At 45.2% G+C, this 23,538-nt stretch carries 19 protein-coding genes; 14 read left to right on the forward strand and 5 right to left on the reverse strand.

The window, feature by feature from the left end:
- Positions 1-244: 244 nt before the first annotated feature.
- The gene (locus ACH2BK_RS03790; RefSeq protein WP_395002150.1) at positions 245-1,360 is read right to left on the reverse strand and encodes an autotransporter outer membrane beta-barrel domain-containing protein; all 1,116 of its coding nucleotides are present in this window, start codon (positions 1,358-1,360) and stop codon (positions 245-247) included.
- 40 nt (positions 1,361-1,400) lie between these two features.
- Here ACH2BK_RS03790 and ACH2BK_RS03795 point away from each other — a divergent pair, with 40 nt between their 5' ends.
- From ACH2BK_RS03795 to ACH2BK_RS03815, 5 genes are all read left to right on the forward strand, one after another.
- Positions 1,401-1,547, forward strand: coding sequence for a hypothetical protein (locus ACH2BK_RS03795; RefSeq protein WP_395002151.1), 147 nt, complete (start codon positions 1,401-1,403; stop codon positions 1,545-1,547).
- Between the two features lie 325 nt (positions 1,548-1,872).
- Positions 1,873-2,757: an MFS transporter gene (locus tag ACH2BK_RS03800; protein ID WP_395002152.1), complete on the forward strand. Its 885-nt coding sequence runs from the start codon at positions 1,873-1,875 to the stop codon at positions 2,755-2,757.
- 24 nt (positions 2,758-2,781) lie between these two features.
- A complete protein-coding gene (locus tag ACH2BK_RS03805) occupies positions 2,782-3,234 on the forward strand; it encodes a hypothetical protein (RefSeq protein ID WP_395002153.1) in 453 nt (150 codons plus the stop codon).
- Positions 3,228-3,650, forward strand: coding sequence for a hypothetical protein (locus ACH2BK_RS03810; RefSeq protein WP_395002154.1), 423 nt, complete (start codon positions 3,228-3,230; stop codon positions 3,648-3,650). Before ACH2BK_RS03805 ends, ACH2BK_RS03810 begins: the two co-directional genes overlap by 7 nt.
- A complete protein-coding gene (locus tag ACH2BK_RS03815) occupies positions 3,647-4,702 on the forward strand; it encodes an HlyD family secretion protein (RefSeq protein WP_395002155.1) in 1,056 nt (351 codons plus the stop codon). The genes ACH2BK_RS03810 and ACH2BK_RS03815 overlap by 4 nt, the downstream gene beginning before the upstream one ends.
- Positions 4,703-4,771: 69 nt before the next feature.
- Here the strand turns inward: ACH2BK_RS03815 and ACH2BK_RS03820 are convergent, their stop codons facing one another.
- Positions 4,772-5,032, reverse strand: a complete 261-nt coding sequence (locus tag ACH2BK_RS03820; RefSeq protein ID WP_395002156.1) for a hypothetical protein — start codon at positions 5,030-5,032, stop codon at positions 4,772-4,774.
- A 4-nt stretch (positions 5,033-5,036) separates the two neighbouring features.
- Between ACH2BK_RS03820 and ACH2BK_RS03825 the strand changes: the two genes are divergently transcribed.
- Positions 5,037-7,679, forward strand: a complete 2,643-nt coding sequence (locus ACH2BK_RS03825; protein WP_395002157.1) for a TolC family protein — start codon at positions 5,037-5,039, stop codon at positions 7,677-7,679.
- Positions 7,680-7,819: 140 nt separating this feature from the next.
- Here the strand turns inward: ACH2BK_RS03825 and truD are convergent, their stop codons facing one another.
- Positions 7,820-8,941, reverse strand: coding sequence for a tRNA pseudouridine(13) synthase TruD (truD, locus tag ACH2BK_RS03830; protein WP_395002158.1), 1,122 nt, complete (start codon positions 8,939-8,941; stop codon positions 7,820-7,822).
- 82 nt (positions 8,942-9,023) lie between these two features.
- Here truD and ACH2BK_RS03835 point away from each other — a divergent pair, with 82 nt between their 5' ends.
- The 4 genes from ACH2BK_RS03835 to ACH2BK_RS03850 are packed head-to-tail and all read left to right on the forward strand — an operon-like array spanning position 9,024 to position 14,576.
- Positions 9,024-10,862: a Na/Pi cotransporter family protein gene (locus ACH2BK_RS03835; RefSeq protein WP_395002159.1), complete on the forward strand. Its 1,839-nt coding sequence runs from the start codon at positions 9,024-9,026 to the stop codon at positions 10,860-10,862.
- Positions 10,863-10,906: 44 nt separating this feature from the next.
- Entirely contained in the window at positions 10,907-11,683 is a 777-nt protein-coding gene (locus tag ACH2BK_RS03840; protein ID WP_395002160.1) for a Nif3-like dinuclear metal center hexameric protein, read from the forward strand.
- Positions 11,684-11,699: 16 nt separating this feature from the next.
- On the forward strand, positions 11,700-12,434 hold the full coding sequence (locus tag ACH2BK_RS03845; RefSeq protein WP_395002161.1) for a zinc ribbon domain-containing protein: 735 nt from the start codon (positions 11,700-11,702) through the stop codon (positions 12,432-12,434).
- 39 nt (positions 12,435-12,473) lie between these two features.
- A complete protein-coding gene (locus ACH2BK_RS03850) occupies positions 12,474-14,576 on the forward strand; it encodes an LTA synthase family protein (protein WP_395002162.1) in 2,103 nt (700 codons plus the stop codon).
- 155 nt (positions 14,577-14,731) lie between these two features.
- On the opposite strand, the gene ACH2BK_RS03855 is transcribed toward ACH2BK_RS03850, so the two are convergent.
- Positions 14,732-14,854, reverse strand: coding sequence for a hypothetical protein (locus ACH2BK_RS03855; protein ID WP_395002163.1), 123 nt, complete (start codon positions 14,852-14,854; stop codon positions 14,732-14,734).
- Positions 14,855-15,093: 239 nt separating this feature from the next.
- Here ACH2BK_RS03855 and ACH2BK_RS03860 point away from each other — a divergent pair, with 239 nt between their 5' ends.
- Complete coding sequence (locus ACH2BK_RS03860; RefSeq protein ID WP_395002164.1) at positions 15,094-15,444, forward strand: hypothetical protein; 351 nt, start codon at positions 15,094-15,096, stop codon at positions 15,442-15,444.
- Between the two features lie 169 nt (positions 15,445-15,613).
- A complete protein-coding gene (locus ACH2BK_RS03865) occupies positions 15,614-16,396 on the forward strand; it encodes a DUF2339 domain-containing protein (RefSeq protein ID WP_395002165.1) in 783 nt (260 codons plus the stop codon).
- On the opposite strand, the gene ACH2BK_RS03870 is transcribed toward ACH2BK_RS03865, so the two are convergent.
- On the reverse strand, positions 16,296-18,080 hold the full coding sequence (locus ACH2BK_RS03870; RefSeq protein WP_395002166.1) for an ArsB/NhaD family transporter: 1,785 nt from the start codon (positions 18,078-18,080) through the stop codon (positions 16,296-16,298). The two genes, ACH2BK_RS03865 and ACH2BK_RS03870, sit on opposite strands and share 101 nt — an antisense overlap.
- A 176-nt stretch (positions 18,081-18,256) precedes the next feature.
- On the opposite strand from ACH2BK_RS03870, the gene ACH2BK_RS03875 reads away from it, so the two are divergent.
- Positions 18,257-21,736, forward strand: coding sequence for a proline dehydrogenase family protein (locus ACH2BK_RS03875; RefSeq protein ID WP_395002167.1), 3,480 nt, complete (start codon positions 18,257-18,259; stop codon positions 21,734-21,736).
- A gap of 12 nt (positions 21,737-21,748) precedes the next feature.
- Positions 21,749-23,533, forward strand: a complete 1,785-nt coding sequence (locus ACH2BK_RS03880; RefSeq protein WP_395002168.1) for a sodium:proline symporter — start codon at positions 21,749-21,751, stop codon at positions 23,531-23,533.
- The last annotated feature ends 5 nt before the right edge of the window (positions 23,534-23,538 follow it).

Raw genomic sequence — 23,538 nt, forward strand, 5'->3', positions numbered from 1 at the left:
GTGAATCCACCCTCGCTCCGCTTACGCGAACATACACGCAACTTTTAAGCGAGATTCTGTGATTTTGTGGTGTGAGCGCGTCAGGAACGCGTTTTGGGCTAGCACATTTTCTATAAACCTGACTAGAGCTAAAGCAAAATTGTTATCGCTCGTGTGGAGTGAATCCACCCTCGCTCCGCTTGCGCACTCACTGCCTAAATCTCTTTGCTTAGATTCCTTAGATTCTATAACCCCGCTTGTGGGCTTAGAATCTATACTTCACCCCGAGGTTGCCGCTAAGGTATGTCACGCTTGTATCTGTGCCTGCTAGGCTCTGCTTCACTCCCGCGCCGATACTAAAGCTCAAAAACTCTCTAAGTGCGATATCTCCACCCACAAGCACACTGCCATAAGTCTTTAGCCCCCCATCGCCCGCGATGATAAAGCTCGTATCACTCCCTACAAAGCTAGCAGTGTAGAGCTTATCCCCGCTCATCACATACTGCTCGATTTTGGGCAGGATATAGATAAAGCTCCCATTGCCAAAGTATTTGCGCACATCCCCACCCACGCTCACACTCACATTCACATCGCTCCTTGCCTCCACGCTCGTGGCTACTCCCCCGCGCTGCGTGTATTGCGGTGTGTAGAGATAATACACATTCACGCCCACAAGCGGTTTAAAGAACACACTGCCCTTGCCAAAGACATAGCCATACTCCACCTTTGCGCCCACAAAGCTGCTCATATACTCCGCCTCGCTCCCCATACTCTTTTGATCGATGAGCCCAGCCTGATAGCGCACACTCATATCCACCTCGCTGCGCCCTATGGTGCTGCGTGTGTAGAGCCATGCTTGGAGATTTTGGGCATTTTGCGTCAGGGAGCTGCCCTGTATCTGCGCCCACGCATAGCTTAGATAGCCTCCTAAGAGCGTGGATTGCCCTATCTTGGCGTCATATCCCGCACTTAGCCCATACACGCCCCCGCTCTTGCCACCGATGATATTTGCCCCGCCAAAGACATTAAGCCAGAGGTTGTTGTCATAATCATATCGTGCGAGATAAGCGGGAGGGAGCGTGTTTGAGCTATCGGCTAGGCGCAGGGATTTGAGTGCTTGGGCATACATCACATCTTTGTAGGGATTGCTCCATTTTGCTAGACGCGTGGCGATACTCATATCGTTAGCAAGGATTAGGGTTTGGGTTATATCACTAGCGGTGTGCAGGCTATCGCGGGCATTAGATTCTATCTCTTGGGCGAGCTTAGCGATCTTAGCCCCATCATAATACACAAAATCCGCGAGATACTCCACTGCCATTGCTTGGAGCGAGGAGTTTTTGAGCGAAGTGAGGATTTGACTGCCCACAAGCGATAACAAATTTGCCCTAGCAAACTTGCATTAAGTGATAAGCTCTAGTTTGGTTTATAGAAAATGCGCTAGCCCAAGCGGCGTTCCTGACGCGCTGACACTAGAAAATCACAGAATCTCGCATTTAGATTCTGTGTATGCTCGCGAAGCGGAGCGAGCGGAGATTCACTCTCCGCGAGCGGTATCAAGTTTGTGAAACAAACTTGCATAAAATAATAAGCTCTAGTTTGGTTTATAGAAAATGCGCTAGCCCAAGCGGCGTTCCTGACGCGGCTAAGCCAAAAGATTCTATAATCTTGCTAGAAAATGCGCTGACAGCTCGCGAAGCGGAGTGAGCGAGGATTTATTCCTCGCGAGCGATAACAAGTTTGCCCTAGCAAACTTGCATTAAGATAGCAGGTATATAATGCACCCCGTCTTTCAAACTCTAAGACAATCTAGCCTTAGAGCGATTATCTTTCCAAGCCTTCCAGCCTTACAGACTGCCCTAGACTAGGATTATTTAGCACAATCTCTGCAATTTGTCCCAAAGCATTTGGGCGTGCTCGCAGCGCGCCCAAACACGCCTTGTGCGCATTACAGAATCTAGATTCTGTAATCTCGCCCTAAGCTGCTTTGTGCCCTATCAGAGATTTGTGCATTATCGCCAAGTAATGGAGGTGTGTATGCCACTTAGTATCAAAGAGCGCTTTAAGCCCAATGAAATGCCCTCAATCTGGGGCAGTCCAGCTAAGCCAAACCTGCCTAGCTCCCTGCGCCTGCTCTATGGCGTGGCGTTTGCCATCATTCTCATCACTGCGAGTTTGCAAAACAACCTCATCATCGCCTACATCGACTATCTACAGGGCGATTTTGGCTTCACTCCCCTGCAGGGCGGGTGCGTGAGCGCGGCGTATTATATGGGCAATGTCTGGACGACAATCCTGCTCTTTCGCTTCCGTCAGCACTTTGGGCTCAAAGTCTTTTTTACTTGTATCTTTGTGGTGCTCCTGCTCTCGCAGATTCTCGAGCTTAGCTTTAGCAATTTTTGGGTGGTGGTGTTTGCGCGATTTATCGGCGGTGTCGTGGGTGGCGGGATTAGCGTGCTGTGTATTTTCTACACACTCCAAATGCTCCCAACGAGCAAAAAATACCTCCTTTTTCCCGCTAGTATCGGGCTTATACAGATTGGCTCGCCGCTAGCGCATTTTCTCGTAGCGTCCTTTAGTATGAGCGATTATCCGTATTTGATGAATTGCTTTGAGATAGGCTTTTGCCTCATCGCCTTTTGTGTCTTTTTGCTCATCGAGCTCCCGCCCTCACACACCGCTAGAGCCTTTTTTCCAGAGGATTTTTCTATCCTTTTGTTTGCGCTTGGAGTGGCATTTTGCTGCCTTATCTTTAGCGTGGGGAATATCATTTGGTAGGATTATGAGCCCATCGCCTATGGCTTGTGTATCGCCCTTATCTCTTTTGGGCTCTTTTTTATCGCGGAATTTTTCAAAAAACGCCCCTTTATCCATCTGAAGTTTTTGCTCAATTTCCAACTCATCGAGCTCGCCCTCGCCGCGGCGTTTGTGCGTATGTGTCTCGCAGAGCAGAGCACGGGTGCCACGGGACTTTTGCACAATGTGCTAGGCTTTAGCAATTATCAGCTTACGGGCTATTATGGGATTCTCACGCTAGGGGCGTTGTTTGGCGGGATTTTGTGTCTGTGTATCTATAACTACGAACGCTCGCACGGAATGATACTCTTCGCCGCGGCTCTCATTCCGCTAGAGAGCTTCCTCTCGCTCAATCTCACGCCAAGTATGCTGCCTAGCGATGTGTATTTAGGGCAGTTTCTCATCGCCTTTGCGAGCGTGTTTTTTATCGGCCCCTGCTTGTCAATGGCATCGTGCTAGGTTTTGCGCGCGGGACAAATTATGTGATCACCTTTGCGATTATTTTTACCTTTTCTCAAGGCGTCTTTGGGCTCTTTGGTTCGGCACTTATCGGGTATTTTGTGCGCTATGAGAGCACCCAAATCGCCCAAGATCTCATCACGCACAATCTAACCAACCCCCTCTTTAGCGCGCAAGGGGGCGATGTGCTAGAGCGGCACGCGGGGGTTTTGGCGTATGGGGATTTGTTTTTTGCTATCGGTGTGATTGGGAGCGTGATTTTTGCCCTGCTTGCGGTGCGCTATGTGTATTTTAAACTCACGACAAATTCCCTGCGCCGCGAGCTTGATATCCTCAAAAACCGCGCGATACATAACAACGCCAAAACCGCGGAGATTCTCAAACAACAATCCCAAAACTTAGGAGGACAATTATGAAAGAGCACTACTCATGGCTTCCTAGCAAGCCCAAAGTCTTTATCATCATCGCCACAAGTCTTGGCATTATCACAGGCGTTTTGCTTATCCTCTATGCGTGGCAGCTCCCGCCCTTTTTTCTCAATGTCGTGGCGACTAATGATGCCTATGTGCAGGCAAAAACCACGCTCCTCTCCCCGCAGGTGAGCGGCTATGTAACGGAGGTGTATGCCAAAGATTTTGCCTTTGTCAAAGAAGGACAGCCGCTTTTGCAGATTGATAAGCGCGTCTTTGTCCAAAGGCTTGAAGAGGCGCGCGCAAGGGTGCAGAGCGCACAGAGCAGCCTGCAAGCCTACGCCCAAAGCTACCGCCTCCACGAAGCCAATATCATCGAAAAAGAAGCCCAAATCAAAGCCGCGCAGGCAACTCTCACAAACGCTCAAGCAGAAAATAGCAGGGTTTCAAGGCTGCTCAAAAATGAGAGCTTAAGCAAGCGCGATTATGACAATGTCAAGGCTAGGCTTTTAAACGCCCAAGCCGCGCTTACACAATCAAAGGCACAATACCAAAAAGCCCTCCAAGAGTTTGAAGCCTTCAAAACCACTAAGACTTCACTAGAGGCTGAACTCAATCGCACAAAAGCCCTGCTAGAGCTCGCCCGCATCGATTTGGACAACTCCCTTATCAAAGCCCCCATAGATGGGCAGCTCGGGGAGATTCTCGCGCATATCGGGCAGTTTGTCTCCCAAGAGAGCGCGCTCGCCTATATCGTGCCGCACACGCACTGGGTGATAGCCAATATCAAAGAAACTAAGATGGATAAAATCGCCCTAGGACAGAGAGTGCGCTTTAGCGTCGATGCGCTAGGGGATGCGGAGTTTAGTGGCGTGGTGGAGGAGATTTCCCCCGCAACAGGCAGTGAGTTTAGTCCCATAAAAGTCAATCACGCCACGGGGAATTTTATCAAGATTGTTCAGAGAATCCCGATAAAAATCAAGATAGATTCTAGCAATGAGCGGTTGGGGGAGTTGCGTGCGGGAATGAGTGTGGTGGTGGAGGTATATACAAAATGAGAGAACAAAGACATTCAGCTTTTGGCGATAAAAGCGGGAATCTACGCTCGGATTTTCAGTCACTTACCTCTAGTAAGCTCCTTCAATCCTCGCTTGATAACCCACTTTTCCCTCGCTTGATAACCCACTTTTCTCATCCAAAATCTTAGAATGCCAAGAGGGCAAGCCAAGCGCGGAATGTAAAGAAAATACAGAATCTAAGAAAAACTTAGATTCTAGATTCAGTAATTCAGATTCAGAATCTAGGGGAAACATAGAATCTAGTTTTAATTTTTTAGATTCAAAATCTAAGCAATATACAGAATCTCCAACACCAAAAAACCTTATCAAGGCTTTGCCCGATTCAAATAATAATGTGCGCGATAGCGCAAGCCGAGCGCAATTGCAAAATTGCGCCATTTTTGCAAAGCAAAAATCACATAAAATGTGTAGCGCGGCAGCGCATACCGACACTCGCCCTTGTCGTGGTGGCGAAAATGCGTTAAAAAAATGCAGTAGTGCATTTTTAGCATTTTTGACTAGACAAGGAGATAGCGAGGCTCTCCCCTTGTTTGCCGAAAAAGAAAAGCGGCGCTTTATCTTTTTCGGGGCTAAGGGGAGCGGGGAGGGGATAAACCCCTTTTTCTTTTGCGATACACAAGATTCTAAAAAATTAGAAAGTATTCGTGAGAATGCGAGTTTAAGAAACAGAGAATCTACAGAATCTAGCGTGGATTCAAAGACGATTACAGAATCTAACGCGGAGATCCTAAAAAACGCACAACTTACAGAATCTAAAGAGATTCTAAAAAATGAAAAAATACAGAATCTAGGGGGCGCAGAGTCTAGGGCATTTACAGAATCTAGCTCAACAGATTCTGAAACACACACAAAATCTAAAGAGATTCTAAAAAATGGGCAAGGACAGAATCTAAGTGGCACAAAGCTTGCACAATCTGTAACACAGAATCTAAGCCCAAAAGAATTTACAGAATCTAACAAAAGCTTAGATTCTAGATTCAGAAATTTGCGCACAAAACCCAAAGGGATTTTAAACCCAAACAAGGCGGATTTTACAACAGATTCACAATCTAACCTCACGCAATCTAAGGCATTTAAATCTACCCCAATCAATGCTCTAACACACGCAAAATCCCCCACCACGCGCAATCTAAGCAAGAGACAAACACACCCAAAGCCCCCCAAAATCCCCAACAAAAATCTTTGGCAGCACACAACAAAGCTCCCATACAAAGCCCTAGCAAAGCTCCTGCTTATCCCCTGCCTGCTTATCCTTAGCGCGTGTGCGCCACGCATTAGCGATGTGCCACAAGATGCGCAAATCACGCTAGCTCTAAGCGACTCTCAAGAGCGCGTAAATGCCCATTGGTGGGAGGATTTTCACAATCCCGCCCTACTCTTTTTGCTCACGCACGCGCGGGAGTTTCACACGCAAAACAAGCTCGCCAAGACGCAGATTGCTATGGCACAAAACGCCCTCAAAGTCGCTAGGGCGCAGCTCTACCCTCACCTTAGCCTTAGCATAGAGCCCGCTTATAACCAAACCATACTCCACCCTCTGTATGCCCTCACACAGGGCAATCTCGACTTTTCCTATCATTTGGATTTTTTTGGGAAATACCGCTACGCTAAGCAGAGCAAGCACTACGCGCTGCAAGCAAGTATCGCTAGGAGTTATGTCATAGGGCTCACTATCGATATGCTAGTGGCAAAGACTTATATCGCGCTTTTGGGCTCATATGCGCACCTAGAGTTACTTTATACCACGCTAGAGGCGCGCAAGCGGGAGCTTAGGATTATGCAGGAGCGTAAAGATATGGGCTATATCAGTGCCTATGACGCCAAGCAAGCCATCATCGCCTTTGAATCTGTGCAAGCCCAAATCGCTCAAACCAAACGCGCTATTGCTATGAGTAAAAACGCCCTAGAATACCTCACGGGCGTCGATGTGGAGTCACAAAAGTTTGTGCGCTTGCAGGGCTTTAGTATGCAGGGGCTTGCCTCTATGGAATCTAACGCTAGAAAATCTAAGCCCACAAGTGATATTACAGAATCCAAACAACCTCAAGCACTAGATTCAGACAATGTATGTGCGCTAAGAGTCAGTAATAAGGGAGTGAGCGGGGATTTGCCACAAGCAAATTGCACTAATTTGTCAGAATCTAGCTTGGTTTATAAAAAAGGTGCTAGCCCAAGCGGCGTTAATGAGGTGGCAGCACCAAACAATAACTTAGATTCTATAAAATCCCCTGTATGCACGCGTAGCGGAGTGAGTAGGGATTTACTCCCCACGAACGATAGCAATTTGTCAGAGACAAATTGCGCTAAAATGATACCCCCTGACGCCACCGCTGCCTTTATCGCCCTGCAAGCCCCTAGCCTCCCTAGCGCGCTCTCCTCAAAGCTCCTAAACCACCGCCCCGATGTGCTGTATGCGGAGTTTATGCTCGCCTCTAGCAGCGCGTATCTTAAAAAAGCGCGCGCGGACTTCTTGCCCGATTTTAGCCTTGGGTTAAACCTTGGGGCGGTGGGCTATGCGGATTTCACGCAGTTTTTGCTCATAGGTGGGATTGGCACTAGCGTGCTCACACCACTTTTTAAAGGCGGGGAATTGCAAGGGGCGTTTGGCATAGCAAACGCGCAGAGAGATGAGGCAGCCTATATCTATCGCGATGTGGTGATACAAGCCTACAAGGAGGCAAAGGACGCCTATAGCAGCCTATCCTTTATCAACGCAGAGCGCGCTAGCACCAAAAGGCAGCAAAAAGCCGCGAGAGAAGCCCTCACACACGCAAAGGAACGCTACAACACGGGGTATTCCTCCTATCTAGAAGTCATCGACGCGCAACGCTCGCTCCTAGAGATAGAGACAAACCTCATCGCGCTAAAGACTTTGTATATGGAATCTCTATGCAATCTCTATGGCGCGCTGGGTGGGGGGATAGAGTATCCTAGGGAGCTGCTAGAGGAGAGATGATAATACCAAATGAGGGATTAGGGCACAAAATCCTATGTGCTGCCCCGCTAGCACACCAAAAAATATTATGACAAGCCTCGCCTCTGCTCACTGCCGCGCCTACCAATACGCCTTTTGGTTGAGATTCTAGGCATTGCGCGCTAGCTTTGTGAGAGCGATCTATTGAGCAGTGTTTCTAGGAAAATCGTGGCATAGCTCCCCTTTGGCAGACTAAATGTGAGCTCCATCTGCGCGACTTCGGGCTTATAAGTGTATGCCACATCTTGCGCCCACACCCACGCATACCGCCTGCTTCCCACCTCGCGCAATCGCGTATCTACAAACGCCCTTTCTATCTCTAATGCCACGCCTTGCGCGCTTATGAGCTTTTTGCCACACAGCGCGCCGCTTGGGGCAATTTGCCGTTTGCTAAAGCGCGCAGATTCTATCCCCACATCATCGATCACAAACGCCCTGCCGTATGGATAATGCACCGCCACATCGCCACGCAGTAGCTTAAAAAACTGCTCCTGCTCTTTGAGCGCGCAGAGCACCCCCTCATCGCACAATACACAATCTGGCACGCCATAGCCCCTAGCATTGCGCGCTAGCTCCCTTGGGCTGCAAGTTTCTATCATCGCGCTTAGGCGCATACGCTCTAGCAGCCAGAGGTTAAAGAGGTGGCTTTGGTAGGCAGAGAGTAGGAAGCGCGCGATTTTTTTATCACGAGTAATGCGGAGGTTTTCTAAGATTTTTTCGCCCTCTTGGTAGTTTTGTCCGTCTCTGCCAAATCGCTGATCCCCAAAATAATTCGCAAACCCGCTATCTTTGAGCACTTCAAGCGCGTTTATGGCTTTTTGGGCTTCAAGGGGCGTGAGTTTTTTTAACCGCATAAAAAAGCTATTGCCCCTTAGGTGTCCCACGCGGAGTTTGTTGGTATGTGCCCTGTGCTCTAGCACCTTGATACCTCGCTCATTTAGCGATGCACTGCACGCGCTTAGCTTAGATTCAAAGCTACGGGGGATTGAGAGGTATTGGTAAGTCGTGGCGTGCTTGTCCTTAAGCCCTGCGTAGCCAATTTGCGCGGATTTTAGCCCTAGGGTGTTGCTTAGGATCTCTACCATCTCAAAGGTGCTAAGCTCCTTTTTGCGCACAAGCACGATGAGATGCTCCCCTGCCCCACTTGGCTCATACAGCGGGATCTCACGCACGACAAAATCCCGCACACTCGGGCGGAAGTAACACGCAATGGGGGAATGAGTGAGATGAAAGAGTTTGCGCATACAACAACCTTAGAAAAATTAAAGTTTTTTAAAATTATAATACAGCCCTTTGTGAAATCTGTGCAAAATCCTAAGGAAACCTATGCAAACACTCAAAAAACTTTGGCTCCCCGCCGTGTGTCTCATCGCCATCTATGCAATGAGTATCGATCCTTCTTTAACCGAGATTTTTGCGGGGATTGGGGTGTTTTTGTTTGGTATGATTTTTTTAGAAAACGGCTTTAAGGGCTTTAGCGGCGGGATCTTAGAGAGTATCCTCACAAAATGGACAAATAGCAAGCTAAAAGCCCTGCTTTTTGGCATTATCACCACAATCCTTATGCAAAGCTCCACGCTTGTAACCATCATATCCATCTCCTTTCTTTCAGCCGGGCTCATCAGCCTCGCTCAAGCCATTGGCATAGTCTTTGGGGCAAATCTAGGCACCACCACAGGCGGGTGGATCATCGCGGGCGTGGGTATGAAGATGGACATCGCCTCCATTGCTATGCCCCTCATTGTCCTTGCGATTTTGCTCGTGTTTCAAAAGGACAAAAACATCAAATCCCTAGGGCATATCTTTGCGGGGATTGGGTTTTTTTTCTTAGGCATTGCGTATATCAAAAGCGGGTTTGAGGGTTACAAAGACGCGCTGGATCTAAGCGCGTATGGGAGCGGAAGCCCAAAGGATCTCTTTATCTTTGTGATGGCGGGAATCCTCATCACCTCCATCGTGCAATCAAGCTTTGCCACACTCACAATCATCATATCCGCCCTAAGCACAGGCACCATCACTTATGACAACGCGCTAGGGCTTGTGATAGGCACCAATGTCGGAGGCGTGGTAACCGCGCTTGTCGCCTCCTTTGGCTCAAATCTCGAGGGTAAAAAGCTCGCCATTACCAACACGATTTTTAACCTCATCATCGCCCTCATTGCGCTTGCGTTTTTGTCCTATTTTAAGGGCATTGTCGATCTCATTAGCGAGCTTAGCGGCATAGGCGAGCAGGATTACGCGCTCAAAATCGCGGTGTTTCATACATTCTACAACGCCCTTGCAGTGGCGATTATGACGCCTTATATCCAAGTGTTTGTGAAGTTTGCCAATACCTTCATAAAGAGCAAAAAGCCCGCCGATATGGACGCGCCTATCTATCTCAATGCAAACATCATCGCCTACCCGATGACAGCGACCCAAGCCCTCATCAACGAAGTCAAACATCTCTATGACAATGTCTTTAGCGTTATCGCGCATTCTCTAGGATTCTCGCGCTCTGATATTTGCGCCAATCTCCCCAAAGAGACGCTCCTAGCCAAAAAATGGTATAGCGATACAGGCAATGTCAATGATCTCTACCATCATAGGGTAAAAGTCCTCTTTGACGCGATTATCGACTTTAGCACCAAAGCCCAAACCCACATCAACCAAGAGGATTTTATCAAGATAAGCAATGAAGCCAATGTGAGCGCGCGCAACCTCGCTGAAGCCACCAAAAATATGATGCTCCTTGAAAAAAATCTCAAAAAAAACGCCACGAGCCCAAATCCCCAAATCGCCCAAGAATACAACCTCATCAGAATCCAAATCGCCCAGCTCCTTGCCAAAATAAACTCGCTCAAACTCATAGAATCCACAAACTACCAAGAAATCGCTGATATCCTCAAGCAAGAGCGCAAAGCCCTCAAGCAGTTTGACAAACGCGCACTTATGCGAGTAGAAAAGATCATTATTGAGAGCAAAATATCAGCAAACTACGCCACTTCACTACTCAATGACATCGCCTTTGCGAGCAATATGGGCAAGGAAATCATCAAAGCAGTGGGCAAAATCTACAAAATCTCCCTGCTTATGCAAAATAGCCAAGAGCTCCACAACCAAATCGATGATGAGCTCACGCACGAGGATTTGGAGGGCTCGCTCGATGAGATTGAAACGCGATGAGGCAAAAACCCAAAAACCTAAGAAACCAAAGAAAGGCACAAGCTATGAATCCCACACAAAACACAGCAGGATCTAAACGCAACAGCGTGGGCTATATGCACTATGTCTGCGACTTCACCTCGCCCTTTAACACCCAAGAATCGTGGGATAACTCTGGGCTCAATCTCGGCTCGCTCACACAAGAATTTGACAAGCTCTACATCACGCTTGAGGTTACCCACGCTCTGGCGCACTCCGTGTCGCCAAATAGCCTCATCATCGCCCACCACCCGCTTTTTTTTAAAAGTATCAAGAGCTTTGATACTGCCAGCTATCCGTGTAATATCGCGCGTGAGCTCATCGCCAAAAACTGCGCGCTTATCGCTATGCACACAAACTTTGACAAAAGCCATCTGAATGAATACTTCACACATCAGATTCTAGGATTTTCACATTTTGTGCAAGATTCTCTGTATTGCCACGGCGCGATAGAAAAGACTCCATTTGCCGAGCTTGCCAACGCCCTAAAAGCAAAGCTTGGGCTAGAAAGCCTGCGTGTGTGCCAAGCCAGTGAATCTATCGAGCATATTTTTGTGATTTGTGGGAGTGGGTTTAGCGAGATCGCCCACATCGCCGCGCTTACTCTCCCAAACAGCCTGCTTATTAGCGGCGATCTCAAATACCACGACGCGATGATTGCCAAATCCCTAGGCTTAAGCCTTATAGACATTCCACATTATGAGAGCGAAAAATATTTTACGCAAATTTTTCATTCCCTTTTGAAAAACGCGGGATATCAAGCTATAATTATGGATTGTGAAAATCCCATTACACACATTTAACCCTTAAAGGAGTCCTATGAACAAACATCTGCAATCACTTATCCAAATCGCAAACCTTGACAAACAAATCGATGACTTAGAACCCAAAATCACCCAAGCACGCAAAGAGCTAGATTCTAAAATAGCGCAAAAAGCCTCCACACTCCGCGCCATAGAGACACTACAAGAGCAAAGCAAAAATCTCCAACACGAAATAGCCCAAAACGATCGCCTCATACGCGAGACTTCCACGCGCCTAGAGGATATCGCTAAAAAGCAGCAAGAAATCCGCAACGAAAAGGAATTGCGCGCATTAAGCGTCGAGGAGGACATCGCTAAAGAAAATCTCACGCTTGCTAATGAGCAGATTCAAAAACTCCAAACAATCCAAAAAGCCAAAAATGATGAGATAACACAGCTCCAAGGGAGTATCAGCGAGCTAGATTCTCAAATCAGTGAGCTAGAGCAATCCACGCAAGGCGCGGTAGAAGTAATCAAAAAAGAGCAGCAAGAGATTTTCAAACAAAAGCAAGCAATCATCACCAAATCCGATATCAAAACCATCACATTTTATGAAAAAATCCGTCGCTGGGCAAAAAACACGAGCGTGGTGCCAGTGTTTAAACAAGCGTGTGGCGGGTGCTTCATACGCCTAAGCGATCGCACCTATGCCGAGGTGCTTTCAGGAGAAAATTCCCTCACTACCTGCCCGCATTGTGGCAGAATCCTCTACCCCTCCGACAAGCAAACCTACCAAGAATGCGTGCAGTAGTTAAGCACGCAATGGATTTACATTAAACCAAGGCTGCATTTGCGAACGACAAACACACTTTTTCTTATCATAAGCCTTATATGTCTCTATATGCTTAGCTTCCTAGCTATGCGTGTGGTAATGCAGATTGTCTTTGTCCCAGAGGCGAGCACGCAGGATTTGTGGATTGCCTATGAGATGGGCAGCAGGCTTGATTTGCGTGTGGTGTGTATGGGCGTGGCGGCTATTTTGCTCTTTAGCTACGCCACCGCCCTCCTCGCACCCCTTAGCGCGAGATTGCGCCAAGCCCGCGCAAGCACACAAGCGACTACTAAGGGAGGGGGAGTAGCACACAAAATTTTGCTTGCCTACATTGCCCTTATAAGCTTCCTTGTGTGCTTTAGTGCCATTGGCAATTTTTATTATTTCAAAACCTACCACACGCGCATTGACGCCTTTATCTTTGGGATTAAAGATGATGATACACTTGCGATTTTGCAAGTGATATGGCAGGATTATCCCGTGCTACTTATCCTTGGTGCTTGCGTGCTCTATGCCTTTGTGTGCGCTCGCTTGGCTCGAGGGATTCTAAGCCTGCACCTCCCAAATTTGCGCAGTGTCTCTGCCATAGTCCTGCACATTATCGCCATACTCTTACTTTTCCTCGGTATCAGGGGCTCACTAGGCACGCAACCGCTCAAAGCAGACACCATCTACACCACCCAAAACCAAAGCCTAAACCACCTCATCTTTAATCCCATTTTAGCCCTGCATTACGCGCATACACACTACAAAAACGCCATCAAGTTTCAACCCACAACGCTCACAGAGGGCACCGCGCTCCAAGCTAAGACTTTCCCCATCTTTTTTGCACACACACAAGACATGAATAAGCCCCTAGATTCTCTCCCCATTACAGAATCTAGCGCTCCCAAATCCCCCGCCACACACTTCCCCGCGCCACAATCCTCCCCGCACATCGTTGCCGTGCTGATGGAGAGCTTTGCTTCCAATATGCTTGCGCTTGATGATGCCAAGGATTTTGATTTGCTAGGGAGTTTCCGCCCATATTTTGAATCGGGCAAGCGCAAGCACGCAGGGCAAAACGACTTTGTCTTTACACACTTTCTATCCGGAGGCAACCACACTGCCGCTTCCTTTGCCCTGCTTTTGCCTATCGCGCCCCACCCCACGATCTCGCTTAGCTCTGCCAAAGCCACCAAGCTCCCACTCACGCCCATTGATGTCTATAAAAAAGCCGGATATGAAGTCATTTTCATCACTTCAGGCAACCAAAATTGGTACAGCCTCGGGGATTATCTCAAAGTCTTAGGGGCGGATGCAGTGTATGATAGCAGCTATATCGCCCAGTACTATCCACAGAGCAGGGCGAATGCGTGGGCGTTTGGCAATGCCGATGAATACGCGTTTTCTCTCGCCACCGAGATTTTGCTAGAGGCACAAAAGCCCACTTTGCTCATAATCCTCACGATCTCAAACCACCAGCCATTTGCCACGCCAAAGAGCTTTGAGCCCCCAACATACGCGCTAGATTCTAAGATGGATTTTTTTAGCTACGACAATCCGCAGCGCATAAGGCTTTTGCTTGAAGCTTTTACCTACGCAAGCGATGCGTTTGGGAAATTTGTGAGTGAAGTCCGCAATTCCCCCACCCTCAAGGACAAAGTCATCATCGGAGCAAGTGGCGATCACCTCTGTCGCGATATGAAGCAGGGCGCAAACATTGCGCTTGATCACGCCGTGCCCTTCTATCTCTATATCCCCACGCACATTGCCAAAGACTTGGAGTTTGATCCAGCCACGCTTGGCTCGCACAAGGACATCTTCCCCACGCTCTATGCGCTAAGTCTCAAGGAGTATGAATTTCTCTCGCTTGGCGGGCGCAATCTCTTTGAAGCCCACAAAGAGGGCAATGCAAAATACGACTTCGCCTACAACGACGCGGTGTGGATAGATAAAGAGGGTATCTATCCCATCGGCACGGACACGGGCTATCGCTATATCCTCAAAGATGGCGTGATAACTCCCCAAGAGCACTTCCAAATCCCAGAATCCAAAAGACAATTTATCGACAACTACCACAAACTTTCGTGGTGGCAGATAAATTACAGAATCTATGGCGACAAAGCCAAAGCACCCTAACAAAAGCACGCGTCTTTTAAAGCCACAAGTCTATGCAATGCGCCGCCTTGTGTGGTTTTAGAAAATCTAAGACGCCCACAAAATCTATCCCGATAGATTTAAAATCCTAAGAGAAAGTTAGATTCTAGATTCAGTAATTCAAGTTCAGAATCCAATCAAGATTCACAAAAACAAAACTTAAAATCTAGTCTTTCAGATTCTAAGTAATTTACAAAATCTAGCGCAGATTCAGAATCTAAACAACTCACACAATCCACCACTTCAAAAACCCTTATCAAGGCTTTGCCAAATATCAATAATGTGTGCGATAGCGCAAGCCGAGCGCAATTGCAAAATTGTGCCATTAATGCGGAGCAAAAATCAAATCAATATATAGGTGCGATAGCACCAACCGACACTCGCCCGCTTCGTGGTGCGCAATCGTTGGAGAAAGGAGGCAGTAGTGCCCTCCGCAACGATTGCGCTAGAAGCGGAAAAAGCGAGGCACTCCCCTTGTTTGCCGAAAAGACCCAACGGGTTGCAAGCAAAGCGCAGCAAAAAAGCGGCGCTTTATCTTTTTCGGGGCTTTAGCGAGCGGGGAGGGGATAACACCCCTTTTTCTTTTGCGCAAACACGAGATTCTAAAAAATTAGAAAATATCCGTGAGAATGCGATTCTAAGAAATTTAGAATCTACAGAATCTAGCGTGGAGATTCTCAAAAATGAAAAAACACAGAATCTAGGGAGCACAGAATCTAAAGTAGATTCAAAGACGATTACAGAATCTAGTTGCATAGATTCTAAAACATACGCAGAATCTAAAGGGATTCTAAGAAGTGAACAAAGACAGAATCTAACAATCAAAGAATCTGCAGAATCTAGATTCTAAATCTTTAGATTCTGCTAGGTATTGCGCTTGCGCGCTCCATTATTTGATATTTGGCAAAGCCTTGTTAAGAGTTTTTGAAGTGGGGGGGCTTGTGTGATTGTTTAGAATCCAACTAGTTTTAGCCTCGCTTTGTTATAATGCCGCGCAAAAGCGTTGCAAAGGATTTGCGTTGGACACATTGATTGCATTTGGCGTTGTTTTGTTTTTTGTCATACTCATCGGTGCGATACTCGGGATTTTTGCTTATAGCGCAAGCAGGCGTAACGCCACGCAGATAAAACAACTCCGCGCACTCCTCTCAAAAACCACAAGCGAGCTCCACGCGCTGCAGGAGCGGCACAATACATTGCAAAAACGCTTTTATAGATTTTCTTTACAAACCACCTCCGTGCTTAAATCCCCGTCAAAAGACGCGCAAGACGCCGCCCCTAGCAAAGCCCCCTCTAGCGCGCCCCACACCATAGAATCTAGCCACACAGAATCTAACACAGAATCTAGCGCGCAAATCCCTAAAACCCCTAAGCAAACCCCCGCACAGCACACAAAGGCCCTCACAGAGGCTACACCCACCAGCCCCATAGCCTCACTCACGCCACAGCACGCATTCTCAAAGCCCCAAGCACCCAAAAAGGTGCGCGAGGCGCGCTTTAGCTTCGAGCAGCTTTTTACCCAAAAAATTATGGTCTTTGTCGCGGGGATATTTTTCATCTTTGCTGCGTTTTTCCTTATCCGCTATTCCATAGAAAATGCCTTGCTCACGCCTCTAGCGCGCATTATCCTCGCCCTTAGCTTTGGTTTGGTACTCATTATTGCAAGCTTTGTGTGTGCGTTCTTTATGCGCACAAACGCCCTTAGCACAGGCTCTGCGCTAGATTCTGTGGCGCACTCCCCACACTCCCCACACTCCCCACACTCCGCAGCACGCTTACCCACAACCCCAAAAGTGAGGTAAAAAGCACACAAAATGTGATGACAAAAGCAAAGGCGAGGTAAGTTAGCAATGGGATTTTTATACCAGAGATTTTGAGCTTGAGCAAAAAGAGCAAGGTGGCAAGCGAACCTATGGGAGTGAGTTTAGAGCCGATATTGCAACCTAGTAGGTGCGCGAGGGCTAGGACATTTTGATGGGCTGAATCTAGGCTAAAAGATTCTATGGTGAGGTTGCCCAGTAGCACCATAGGGAGGTTGTTTATCACGCTAGAACCGAGACTTGAAAACACGCCTACGCTAAAAATCTGCACAAACAGCGGTGCAGATTCTATGCTTTCAAAAACCTCACGCATAGATTCTAAAAACCCCGCATTTTTCACACCAAACACCACCACAAATAACCCAAAACTAAAAACCACGACCGAAAAAGGCGTCTCTCTAAACAGGGTGCGAGGCTGAAATAGCCCCAAAGCCCACGCATACGCTAATGCGATAAAACTAGCCCCAAACAAAAAGACATAGAGTTCCGCACCATATCTCTCCCCAACGACAATCCCTCCTAAAAGTGCGATGACAAGGACATAGCACAAAAGCAAAGTGAGTTTGGTAGGCTTGTGCGCAAATGTGTGTTTTGAAAGCGGACAATCATGCTCTTTGTCGCAGGTGAAGCTAAATTGTGCGTTAGAATCTAAGCTAGATTCTCTTTTAGATTCTGTGGCAAAGCACAATGTGCGCGGGAGAAATCGTCTAAAACAAAGCCACGCAATACCCACAAAAGCAAGCAAACCAAAGATTTGGGGCAGTGCCATAGTAAGCGCAAAACGCACAAAATCCATACCAAACATTTGTGCAGTGATGATGTTGGTGAGATTAGAAATCACAAGAGCATTGGAGGCGAAGTCGCTGACAAAGCTAATAACAAGCAAAAACACAATAACAAGCGTTAAATGGCTTGTCTTTTTTGCGCTTTTAGCGGAGTGTTCGTGCTCGGCTTGGTCACTACCGCTAAGGTAGCTCCCGGCGCCTTGCCTCCAAAAACTCCAAAAATAGCTCAAAGATACTGCGCCACTCTCATTATCTTTGTTTGGTAAGTTTGGAATTTTTGGTTTGTTGGATTCTGTGCCGTTAGATTCTGTATTGGTTTGTGAATTTGTGTCGTTAGATTCATAAATTCTAGTATCTTGCGTAAGATTTGCCCGCTGGGATTTAGTCGCTTCGCTCCCGCATGAATGTTGCACAAAACGAGGCGAGGAAGCTACCTCTTTGGTAGTGCCCGAAGCCGAGTTGCCGTGCTCATTCAAAGATTGCGTAAGAGACGAATTTCTTTTGTCAAAGAGTGCTAGTATAAGCGGAGTTAAAACCAACACCGCCCCATCATTAGCAAAAACTATGCTTACCACACTCCCCAAAATAATGAGCAACACAAAGAATTTCCAAGTCTGGATAAAATGCGTGTGTGGCGTGATACACGAGGCAAGGTGTGTGAAAAATCCAAGCTTTTCAAAGGAGAGGCTAAGGAGGATAAGCCCGATGAGTGCAAGGGTGCTTGGCTTAGTAATCTCCCACACAAGTGCGATGTCGCTAAGACTTACCACATCTAGAGCATACGCACACACCGCCCCAAGTGTGCTAAATACCCATATTGGCAGTCTAAATGGGCGCAGATAAACACAACATATTGTGAGCGTGAAAATGATGTATCCCATAGCATTACTTATCTGATAAAATTGACTAGACTCGGCATTATAGCACAATTTGGAGTTTGTGGCTTGTTACCAAATCACACAGGGGCTAAAATATACTACCATAATTTTAACTCTAGCTTGATTTTTTGTTACTATTATCTAATGAAATCTAAAGACTACAAGTTAAGGAGTTTCCCATGAATGAAACAATCCAACAATCCCTCAAGCTCGCCAAAGAATTGCAACACAAGATTGAAGCACATATCTCACAGAGTGAGCGGGAATTTCACAAAAAAATGCAAAAACTACTAAATAATCCCAAAAATAAGGTTATGCTAATAGAATTATTAGACCGTTCTTTTAGATGTAAAGATAGGGCTGCTTCTTTTGAGCTTATAGAACATACCTTGAAAAAATTTGGTATAGCGGACTTTTTTACGAGCTTTGAAAAGTTCTTGCTTTTTTCTTTTATAAATTTTGGTCGCTTTGCGCCTAGCATTTCTGTGCCTTTTTTTGTTTCTCATCTTAGAAAAGATACAAGTGCTATGGTTTTAGACGCAAGTGAAAGCTTTTTAAAACCCCACATAGAAAAGAGAAAAAACGAGGATAAGATTACTTTGAATGTGAATCTAATCGGCGAGGAGGTTTTAGGAGAAGCAGAAAGTGCTTACCGCATAAAAAAATACGAAGAGGCTCTAAAATCAAGCTATATAACTTATATATCTATAAAAATTACTACTATTTTTTCACAAATTAACATCATAGATTACGAATACTCAAAAGATGAGGTGGTAAAAAGGCTAGATTATCTTTATGCCTTAGCTAGAGAGGAGGAAAAAAGGCAAGGTATTGAGAAATTTATCAATCTTGATATGGAGGAATTCAGGGATTTAGAGCTAACAGTGGCTGCTTTTATGGAAAGTCTAAGTAAATTTGACATAAAGGCTGGCATAGTCTTACAAGCTTATATACCGGATTCTTATGAGTATCTTAAAAAACTTTTTGCCTTTTCAAAAGAGAGGGTTTTAAAAGGAATGAAGCCTATAAAAATCCGCTTCGTAAAGGGTGCAAATATGGAAAGTGAGGAAACTATCGCAAGTCAAAGAGGCTGGGAGCTTCCAACTTTTTATAAGAAAATTGATACAGATAGCAATTACAACAAAATGCTTGATTTTATCCTTCAAGATGATAACTACAAATACATCAACATCGGCATAGCAAGTCATAATATCTTTGAGATAGCCTATGCTTACACAAGGATAAAAGAGGCTAATGCACTTGATAGCTTTACCTTTGAAATGCTTGAGGGTATGTCTTTGCAATGCTCTTATGAGCTGTCTAAAATTCATAATCTTATTTTGTATGCTCCAGTTTGTGATGAGGCACATTTTAACAATGCCATAGCCTATCTTGTAAGAAGACTTGATGAGAATACTAGCGAGGATAATTTTATGCGCTATTTTTTCAACCTAAAGGTTGGAGATTCAAATTGGCAAATGCAAGAAAAACTTTTTTTAGAAGGTTTAGAAGGCATTAAAAGCCTAGATAATAGCACTCACAGAAAGCAAGATAGAAACAAAGAACAAAATATAAAAAGCTCTTATGAGAGTAAAAGCTTTACAAATGAAAGCGATACAGATTTTATCTTAGCTCAAAATAGGGCTTGGGCTAAAAAAATCAAAGAAAAATATGAAAATTTAAGCGGCTATGATGTCTATCCTGTGATAAAAGATAGTATAAAAGATGAAAGCCTAAGCTATATCGAAGTAAAAGATAAGATAAAAAATCGTGTAATAGGCAAGGCTTACTTAGCTGGAGAAAAAGAGATAAAAGAGGCTTTGGAAGTAGCTAAAAACTCTAAGTTTAAAGAAAAAAGCTTTGATGAGATTCATCAGATTTTAGCCCGTGCTGCAAAGCTAATGCGAGAAAAAAGAGGAGATTTGATAGGTCTTGCAGCCTTAGAAGTGGGTAAAACTTTTTTAGAAATAGATCCTGAAGTGAGTGAAGCGATAGACTTTACCGAGTTTTATCCACATTCTTTAGCTAAACTAAGAGAGCAAAATCCTAAGACTAAATTTAGCCCAAAGGGCGTGGGAGTTACCATAGCACCTTGGAATTTCCCTGTGGGAATTTCTGTAGGCACGATAGTAGCACCGCTTGCTGCGGGTAATGCTGTGATTTATAAGCCCTCATCGCTATCTACGCTTACAGGATATATGATTTGCGAAATTCTTTGGGAGGCTGGAGTGCCAAAAGACGCGCTTATTTTCTTGCCTTCAAAGGGAAGTGATGTTTCAAAATACTTACTTGTAGATGAAAGTGTGAAATTTAGCATACTCACAGGAGGAGAAGAAACGGCTTATAAAATGCTAAAAGCTAATCCTACCTTGCTTTTAAGTGCTGAAACAGGAGGCAAAAACGCCACCATAGTTTCAAAATTTGCCGATAGAGATAGTGCTATTAAAAACATAGTGCATTCAGCCTTTTCAAATTCAGGGCAAAAATGCTCGGCTACTTCTTTGCTTGTCTTAGAAAGTGAGGTTTATGATGATGAGGATTTTAAAAAGACTCTTGTAGATGCAGCCTCATCTATGCTTGTTGGTTCGCCATTTGAGTTTAAAAATAAAATCGCTGCTCTTTGTGATGATATAGATTCTAAGGTTCAAAAGGCTTTAGATGAGCTTAAACCTTATGAAAGCTGGGCTTTAAAGCCTAAATTTATAGATGATAACAAGCATTTGATGAGTCCTGGCATAAAATACGGCACAAAAAAGGGTGATTTTACCCATATGACAGAGCTTTTCGCACCGATTTTAACCGTGATGAGAGCAAGAGATTTAAAAGAAGCAATTGAGATAGTAAATTCCACAGGATATGGGCTAACTGCTGGTTTTGAAAGCCTTGATGAAAGAGAGTGGGAGTATTTTCACACACACATAGAGGCTGGAAATATTTATATAAACAAACCTACAACAGGTGCGATAGTTTTGCGTCAGCCCTTTGGAGGTATTAAAAAATCCGCCATTGGCTTTGGTAGAAAGGTAGGAATTTACAACTACATCACGCAATTTTTAGATATCTACCAAGATGAAGTTGATGAGAATGTGCTTGAAAATGAACTTGCAAAAGAACTTAAAAAGCTTGGCTTAGATGAGCTTTGTGCTATGGCAAAATCTTATGCTTATCATTATGAAAACGAATTTAGCCTTAGCAAGGACTATGTAAATATCAGAGGAGAGGATAATCTTTTCTCATACACAAAGATAAAAAATCTTGGCTTTAGAGTGTGCAAAGATGATAGTTTAAGAGATATTTTAGCTGTCATCTTAGCAGCAAATACTGCTAAGGTAAAACTTGACATAAGCTTTGATGAAAATGAAAATATATCAAAAGCAAAAGAGCTTAGTCAAAAACTAAATTTAAGTGCAGAATTCATACAAGAAAAAGAAGAGGATTTTGTGGCTAAGATAGAGGAGTATGAGAGAATCCGCTATCACGCAAAACCTAGTGTAAATGACAAAATTTACATAAAAGCTGCTTCTTTAGCTAAGATAGTCATTAGAGATAAGCCGCTTTTAAATGGACGCTTTGAGCTTTTGTTCTACCATAATGAAAAGTCTTTGAGCATATCCTATCATCGATATGGAAATTTAGGGATTCGTGCTTTAAAAAACTAAAAGGAGGATATAATGGAAGTTGTAAGTATAAACACACCTATTGCGATAATGTTTGTGAGCTATGCAGCTTTGATGCTTTTTATAGGTTTTTATTTTTATCGGCAAAACAAAAGCACCGAGGATTATTTCCTTGGTGGTCGCTCTATGGGACCTGTGGTTTCTGCCATAAGTGCTGGGGCTTCGGATATGAGCGGGTGGCTTTTAATGGGCTTGCCCGGAGCGTTGTATGTAAGTGGCTTTATCGATAGCTATATTGCCATAGGCTTGACCATTGGGGCAAGTTTGAATTGGATTTTTGTCGCCAAAAGACTTAGAATCTACACAAGCGTGGTGGCAAACTCACTGACAATCCCAGATTATTTTGAGACGCGATTTAGCGATGATAAGCATATTTTACGCGTGGTTTGTGCGGTGGTGATTCTCATCTTTTTTACCTTTTATGTTTCATCAGGGCTTGTGAGTGGGGCGAAACTTTTTGAGGAAGTTTTTGGTATCAAATACTCCCACGCCTTGACTACTGGGACTTTTATCATCGTGGCTTACACCTTTTTTGGAGGTTATAAGGCTGTGTGTTGGACGGATATGATTCAAGGACTTTTAATGATTTTAGCCCTTGTGGTCGTGCCAATTGTGATGCTTTCCCACATAGGCGGACTTGATGAAGCGGCAAAATACATCAGAAACTCCGATGATTCAAGCAAAAAGATTGTGGAGTTTCAGGGGCAGATTCCAAAATTTATAAATAACCTTGAGAGTGCAGAATCTAAGGAGTTTGTAAAATCCCTCATACAAAACCTCCAAAACACACAAGATCGAAGTATCCACGCCTCAAAGATTCCAGCACAATTACAAGATGATGCCAATATTTTGACATTTTTTGACAATAAAGCAGTAATTACCTCCAAAGACATAGCACACAAGCTAGAATCTGCCTTGTTATCAAATGACAATACCACTCTTCATTCCCTACTTTTAGCATTTGCAAAGATACCTTTTGTCGCAAAAGAGCGGTTGCAATGGCTTAGCGGTGTCTCTATCGTGGGGATTATCTCGGCACTTGCTTGGGGACTTGGATATTTTGGGCAACCTCATATTTTAGTGCGATTTATGTCAATCCGCTCGACCAAAGACATTCCCACAGCGACTTTTATCGGCATAGCTTGGATGGCTATTTGCCTCATTGCTGCTTGTTTTATCGGTATGCTTGGCGTGGCGTATGTCAATAAATTTAATCTCACCCTGCAAGATCCCGAACGTATTTTTATCGTGATGTCCCAACTCCTCTTTAACCCATGGATTGCTGGAATCTTGCTTAGCGCAATCCTTGCTGCGATTATGAGCACCGCCAGTTCGCAACTACTCGTCTCTAGCTCCACGATTGCAGAGGATTTTTACAAAAAGGTTTTCAAGCAAGAAGCATCAGAGGCGATGGTGCTACGACTTGGCAAAATTGGGGTGCTTGTGGTGGCACTCATCGCCTTTGTCATCTCCACAGATAAAGATTCTAGCGTGCTAAGTATCGTGGCTTATGCGTGGGCTGGGTTTGGAGCGTCTTTTGGGTCGGTGATGCTTTTCTCGCTTTTTTGGAGCAGAATGACAAGAATCGGCGCGATTGCTGGAATGATTAGTGGTGCGGCTGTCGTGGTGGCTTGGAAGCAATTTTTTGCTGATACGGGTGTGTATGAGATTATCCCGGGATTCTTGGTGGCGTCTTTGGCGATTGTTGTCTTTAGTCTAGTGAGCAATGTGCGTCCGGGCACCAAAGCTGCCTATAACAAAATGCTAGAAAATCTCTAAAATTT

The organism is uncultured Helicobacter sp., assembly GCF_949282165.1.
GTDB lineage: Bacteria > Campylobacterota > Campylobacteria > Campylobacterales > Helicobacteraceae > Helicobacter_F.